Source organism: Sphingopyxis sp., assembly GCF_035565275.1.
Lineage (GTDB): Bacteria > Pseudomonadota > Alphaproteobacteria > Sphingomonadales > Sphingomonadaceae > Sphingopyxis.
The window spans coordinates 1-6,583 of sequence record NZ_DATMST010000157.1 but is presented as its reverse complement, the minus strand read 5'-3'; the positions used below and the strand labels follow the sequence as shown (position 1 = coordinate 6,583).

Genomic DNA, 6,583 nt, shown 5'->3' with positions numbered 1-6,583 from the left:
GATCTACAATATTATCTCGGCTTATGCACACCCGAAGAGTCCGCGGCTATCGAACAGTGGCTCAATGACGAGACAATTGAAGCAGGCCAGACAAATAGGCCTGTAAACTGTGCACCGACCCGGCGCCGCTTTCGAGCAGCGCGGCAAAGATCATGAGCTGGAACAACAGGTGGAACAGCGGCATGTCGAGCTGCTGCAGCATGAAATCCGATGGCAGCGTTTCGTGAATGATGCCGGGATAAAAGGCGATCATCGCGACGAAGAAGAGGATTGCCGGCGCCATCGCTAGCGGCCCCGCGATCAGCCCCGACACGATCGCGTCGCGCTGGCTCGTCAGATGGCGGATCACCGGCAGGATCACCACCGCGCCGATGACATTATATCCGGTATAGGTCAGCCCGCCGAGAACCCAGCCGTCGGCCGGCACCGGAACCGCGAAACGCGCCGCAATCCCGTCGCCGAAGCTGCCGAGCGCCAGCACCATGAACAGCGCGTAGACGCCGTAGAGGAGGAAGGAGACATATTTGAACAGTCCCTCGACCGAAGCGTTGCCGAAGGTGACGAAGAGCGCGATCGATCCGGCGAGCAGCGCGGTCCCGGCCAGCGGCGGCCAGCCGAATATCGCCGCCCCGATTTCACCCGCCGCGGCGCCGAACACCGCGAGCACGAGCGTGACGAAGAGCACATAGCTGACCTCGAACACGACCCAGCCCGGGCCAAGCAGTTTTTCGAAGAAGCTGCGATAGTCGAAAGCGCCGACCGCACGCGCGAGCGCGAAGGTTGTCGCGCATATGATGCTCCACAGCAGCATCGCCAGCAGCATCGCCGCCAGCCCGCCCCACGGGCCGCTGGGGAGGAAGAATTCGGCGAGCTCGCGTCCGGTGGCATAGCCGCCCCCGATCACCACCGCCTTGAACGCGAAGCCGGGCAGCAGGAAGCGCTGGAACCAGGACGGGCCCGCTCCCCCTGCCATGGCCGCGCCTGCGCTCATGCGAGGCAGCTATCCACGAGACGGTCGAACGCCACGCCGCCGCGGATCGGATCGGCTACCGGAATCCCGAGCCGCGCGCTTTCGGTTTCCATCAGCGCTGCCGCGGCCTCCGCGTCCATATGCGCGGTGTTGAACGAAACGCCCGCACAGCGGATCGCCGGATTGGTGCGCGCGCCGAGGCGCAGGTTGAGGTCGATCGTCTCCTCGATACCGGGCAGCCGGTATCCGGGCGTCCCCATGACCTCTTCACGGCCCGGTTCGTGGCATACGACGATCACGTCGGGCTGGCTGCCGTGGAGCAGCCCCAGCGACACTGCCGCATAGGCGGGGTGAAAGAGCGACCCCTGGCCTTCGATCACGTCCCAGTGGTCCGGCGTAGCATCGGGGCTCACAGCCTCGGCCGCCCCCGCCTCGAAATCGGAAACGACGGCGTCCATCGGCACGCCGCCACCCGCGATCATGATCCCGGTCTGGCCCGTCGCACGAAAATCGGCGTCGACATCGCGCGCAGCGAAGGCGCGTGCGATCGCCAGCGCGGTGTATTTCTTTCCGAGCGCGCAATCGGTTCCGACGGTCAGCAACCGCTTGCCGCTGCGCTTGCGACCCGTACCGACCTTCAGCCCGCTTGGCGGATGGCGCACGTCGATCAGTTGCCGGCCCAAACGTTCCGCGCGCGCGGCGAGTTCCGGCATGTCGGCGAGCCGCATATGCATGCCGCTGACGATGTCGAGCCCGGCGTCGAGCGCCTCGAACAGCGCGGGCATCCAGCTTTCGGGAATCACGCCGCCGCTGTTGGCGACCCCGATGAGCAGCGACCGCGCGCCCCGCGCCTTCGCCTCGACGGGCGTGAATTGCTCCAGCCCCGCGCTGACCGTCGCGCCGGGCAAGGCATATTCGCCGACGCATTTTTCGGGCGCCCAGTCGCGCAGGCCAAAGGCGGTCTTGGCGTAACCGCGTTGCGTCGTGTCGCCGAGAAACAGCAAATAGGGCTGCGGCAGGCTGAGCGATCCGGCGGCCGCGTCGAGAGAGGTTTGGATGTTCACGAATTTCACCCTGCAAGAACCATAAACCGCACGCCTCGCGCAATTGTCCTTATTGCGCCTCAGCATGCCTATTCAGGTCATAATTTTCTATTTTTGAAATTTCAACAAATTTCGACGGGCGATTTCATTCAGGCGGCGGGCGCCGAGAGGATCAGAACGCCGTACCCCATCCGATGAGATGGAAGACTATCGCGATCCAGAGCAGGATCACCGCGCATGCCAGCAACACCACGCTCCAGACGCGCACGAATTTGCCCGGCGCGCCCTTCCAGACCAGCCCGAGATGCCACGCCGCGGCCACGAGCAGCGCGCCTAAAATGACCGGCGTCGCGATTCGCAGCGCAACGAGCATCCCGTCGAGCTCACCATTCATCGACGAGAAGTCGGAGAGGAGCGCGGTAGCGAACAGCAGCCATGCGACCATCACCGCGACCGCCAGCCCCGCAAGCGCGCGCGTCAGGCGATAGGCGCGCCATCCGGACACGCTGCGCGCAGGCCGCGCACCGAAGTGACGCCGCACCAGCGCCGCGACCGGCCAGAAAAGCGCAGTCAGAAACAAGGCGGCAAGGCTGGCGAACAGGGCCGGCGTGAGCCAGGCGGTGGAGCTATACCAGGGAACCGGCTCGAAAAGCATGAAGGGGGAGGATGAGTCGATACCGAAACGGACGACGCGGCCATTCTCGACCTTCGCAGCGAGCCGCATCTTTCCGCCAACCTCGCGCCAGACGAATGGCGCGATTTCGACCCATTTGCGAGCCGCGCCGCCGATGTCCGGCGCCGCCTTGAACAGAATTCCACCGTCGGCGTCGAGCGAGACCTTGTATTGCCCGGTGAGTTCGAGCGCTTTCAGGAAGCTCGTTTCGAGCCGCCGCGTCTTGTTGTAGGTGCCGACCATCATCCGGGCATGCTCGCGCGCCGTCGCCGCATCGACGCGGCCGTCCCGCTGCACCGCCGGGAAATAGCGGTCGGCGAACGCCTCGAACAAATGGCTGCGGATCGCCGCCGACAGCTTGTCGGAGCCCGCCGCGTTCATCGACATATAGACGCCGACCTTCTCGCCGGGAAACATCCATAGCTGGCTGTGAAAGACGATCGAATCGCCCGCGTGTGACAGCACCTTGCGGCCGTTGATATTCTGCTCGTAGAAACCGAGCGCCATGCCGTTCAGCGGCGGGATCATCTTCGTGATGCTGTCATGCATCAGTCGCGCCGTTTCGGGTTTGAGCAACGCGCCGCCATTATCGAGATGCGCGATCATGAAGCGCCCGAGGTCGGCGCCCGACGCGGCCAGACCGCCGGCAGGCGCGAAGCTGTTGAGCTCCACCTTGCCGGGCTTGCCCGAACCGAGAATATAGCCGTTCGCGAGCAGCGGCCGCAGATCGGCGGGCAGGTCCTGACGAAATGTCGACCGTGTCATCCCCGCAGGCGCGAAAATGCGCTGCTCGGCATAATCGTTGAAGGGGATGCCCGACACGCGCTCGACGATATAGCCGGCCAGTGTGGTGCCGTAATTCGAATAGGCCGGCGTCGTCCCCGGGGCATAGATGCGCGGCGGAACCTGACGCTTCACCGCCGTCCCGAGCGACGGCATATCCTTCATGTCATAGCTGTTGAGACCGCGCTGCACTTCGTCGAAACCCGCGGTATGTGTCATCAGGTTCCGCATCGTGACCGGCTTGCCCTGATATGGCGGAATCCGGAAATCGAGATAGGCGTTGATATCCTTGTCGAGGTCGATCCTGCCCGCCTCGACCATCTGCATGACCGCGGTCCAGGTGATCGTCTTCGAAACCGACGCCTGTTTGAACAGCGTCGTTTCGGGGTCGACCGGACGCCGCTTCGCCATGTCGGCGAAACCGAAACCGCGCTGGGTGAGGATCTGGCCGTCCTTGACCACGACGACCACCGCGCCCGCCGCACGTCCGCGTTCGAGCGCGTAGGGCATGAAACCGTCGAGCCATGCGTCAACATCGCCCTTGGTCAGCGATCGCACGGGCGGATGCGCCCCCGCCTCCCCGGCGGACGGCGCGGCAGCGGGTGCCGATATCGATGGCGACGGGATTGCGAATATCGTCAACGCAAGCGCCAGCACGCTCAACAGCTTAACCGATGCCGAAAACCGCATATCGCCCCTCACTCATCCCGGCGTCGCAGCCTCGCGATGGGGCATGCGACGATGTTTCTTAAAATGAAAATTTTTTCAATTTAAGACAAAGCATCGCGCCCGGGATTTTGTCAATGGCCGATTTACGCCAGCGCGGCGACGGACCGGCGGCCGTTGCGACGGAAAATGCGCCCGAAAAGGCGCTCCTCAGGCTTCGATGGGGTGCAGTGACGATTTCAGATCGGCGTCGGTCGCCGAGCAGACCGAGAGAATGCGGCATGGCCCGTCGCCCACCGCGACATAGCCGTGACCCATCGTCGCGTCGAAATAGGCCGAATCGCCGGTTTTCAGGAGCGAAGGGGCATAGATATCGGTGTGGAACTCGCACTGTCCCTCGAGGACCAGAACATATTCCTCGCCCGAATGGCGCATCAGATCGCCGAAATCGTCGATCGATCGCGCCTTGATTTCGATGATCATCGGATTGAGCAGCTTGTTGAGCAGGTCAGCCGAGGGATAGGTATAATTATAGGTGGTCGTCTCGATCGACGGTCCCTCGTTCGCCGGGGTGATGCTGCGGCGTCCCGATGCCGCCTGGGGCGCCGACGGCCGTGACGACCCCGGCGAAAACAGGCGGGTAATGTCGATTTCGAGGCCACGGCTGAGCCGCAGCAGCTTCTCGTAGCTCAGCGACATCTTGCCGGTCTCGACTTTCGACAGGGTCGACACGGGGATTCCCGTCCGCTCGCTTACTTCGACGAGAGTCCAGCCATTCGCGGTCCGGAATTCCCTCAAAAACAAGCCCGGGTTATTCTCCCCGCTATTGGCCTGGGCTCGCCGCTCAGCCATCTTCGTCCTTTCGATCATTTTTCTCATTTAGCATATATTTGCATCTTTGCAGCGCACATCAAGCAAAAGACCGTCGCGACCTTTCTTTTCGGCGCACTTTTGAAAACCGGAATCGTCAAGGCGTGCGCTCGAAGCAAAGCCTGCACAGGCCAATATTTGACAAATCGGAAAATTATGAAAATGCTGGAGTGAGCCGGACGCCATTCGCGTCCGGCGCCCTGTCCGATCAAAGGAACTCCGTTCGATGCACGCAGCCCCTTCTTCCAGCTCCGTCCCGGGCCGTTTGCGCTGGCTGCTCGCCTCGGTCGCCCTGATCGCGGCGATCGCGCTCGCCGGTCTCGGCAACCGGCTGCCCGCGCCCGCGCCTGAAGAGGCGCCCGCAGGGCAGTTTTCAGCGGGACGGGCAATGAAGGACGTGCACGCCATCGCGACGAAGCCGCATCCGATCGGTTCGGCGGCCATCGAGGAAACACGGCGCTATCTGGTACAGCGAATGACCGAACTCGGACTGGATCCCGAGGTCCGCACGCAAGACGCAATCGTGACGCGCCGCACCTCCGCCGACGTCGCGATCGGCGGGCGGGTGCGCAACGTCGTCGGCGAATTGAAGGGCAGCGATCCGGCGCTGCCCGCCGTGGTGCTGATGGCGCATTATGACACGGCCCCGCTGTCGCCGGGCGCCGGCGACGACACGGCCGGCATCGCCGTCGCGCTGGAGGTGGCACGCGCGCTCCGGAGTGCCGGGCAGCCGCGGCGGTCGGTCATCTTCCTCTTCACCGACGGCGAGGAAGCCGGACTTCTGGGGGCCAACGCCTTTTTCCAGGCCGATCCGCTTCGCCATCGCGTCGGCGTGGTCGTCAACCTCGAAGCCCGCGGCGACAGCGGCCGGGCGCTGATGTTCCAGACCAGTGCCGGCAATCGCACGCTGATCGAAGCCTACCGGCGCAATGTCGCATCGCCCGCAGCGGACTCGCTCATGGTGACGATCTACAAGCAGATGCCGAACGATACCGATCTGACCGCGGCGCTCGAACACAACCATGCGGGCATGAACTTCGCCTTCGTCGGGCACCAGATGGCCTATCACACGCCGCTGTCGACGCCCGAAAGCCTCAATGCCGGCAGCATCCAGCATATGGGCGACCAGGTATTGCCGCTGATACGCGATCTTGCGCAGGCGAAAGATTTCGGGGGCTCGGACGGCGACATGATCTTCGCCGATCTTTTCGGCCAGTATCTGGTCACCTATCCGTCATGGCTCGGCTGGCTGTTCACGATTGTCGCGGTGGGCGCGGTCCTCGCGATCGCCGGGATCGCGGTCGCACGCCGGGCGACCGGCTGGCGCGACGTCGTCGCCGGAGCGGGGGGTGTGCTCGCGCTGCTGTTCGGTATTGCTACGACGCTGACACTGGCGGCCCGCCTCGTCGCGCTGCTGCTGCGCGACGTCGCTTCGCCCTATGCGGTGGTCGGCCAGATCGGCTGGCTGCTGCCCGCATCGGCCCTGCTCGGTCTTGGTTCGGGCGCGCTGCTGATCCACGCTGCGGCGCACGGCCTGCGATGGCGCGCGGCGCTATCGCTGCTGATCGCGGGCGTGCT

The 6,583-nt window shown here is 64.2% G+C and carries 5 protein-coding genes; 1 reads left to right on the top strand and 4 read right to left on the bottom strand.

What is annotated here, in order from left to right; translation table 11 throughout:
- Window positions 1-61: 61 nt before the first annotated feature.
- From VN047_RS10880 to VN047_RS10865, 4 genes are all read right to left on the bottom strand, one after another.
- On the bottom strand, window positions 62-973 hold the full coding sequence (locus tag VN047_RS10880; protein WP_325542561.1) for a hypothetical protein: 912 nt from the start codon (window positions 971-973) through the stop codon (window positions 62-64).
- A 14-nt stretch (window positions 974-987) separates the two neighbouring features.
- Window positions 988-2,034, bottom strand: coding sequence for a DUF1611 domain-containing protein (locus VN047_RS10875; RefSeq protein WP_325542560.1), 1,047 nt, complete (start codon window positions 2,032-2,034; stop codon window positions 988-990).
- 151 nt (window positions 2,035-2,185) lie between these two features.
- Window positions 2,186-4,111, bottom strand: a complete 1,926-nt coding sequence (locus VN047_RS10870) for a serine hydrolase domain-containing protein (RefSeq protein WP_325542558.1) — start codon at window positions 4,109-4,111, stop codon at window positions 2,186-2,188.
- Between the two features lie 234 nt (window positions 4,112-4,345).
- Window positions 4,346-4,933, bottom strand: a complete 588-nt coding sequence (locus VN047_RS10865) for an XRE family transcriptional regulator (protein WP_325542556.1) — start codon at window positions 4,931-4,933, stop codon at window positions 4,346-4,348.
- 298 nt (window positions 4,934-5,231) lie between these two features.
- Here VN047_RS10865 and VN047_RS10860 point away from each other — a divergent pair.
- Window positions 5,232-6,583 (top strand): M20/M25/M40 family metallo-hydrolase (locus tag VN047_RS10860; RefSeq protein WP_325542554.1); only part of this gene is annotated, 1,352 nt, incomplete at its 3' end.

Bases quoted from the DNA above. Each gene is read 5' to 3' on its own strand.
- VN047_RS10880 (WP_325542561.1), bottom strand. From the start codon at position 973: ATGGCAGGGGGAGCGGGCCCGTCCTGGTTCCAGCGCTTCCTGCTGCCC.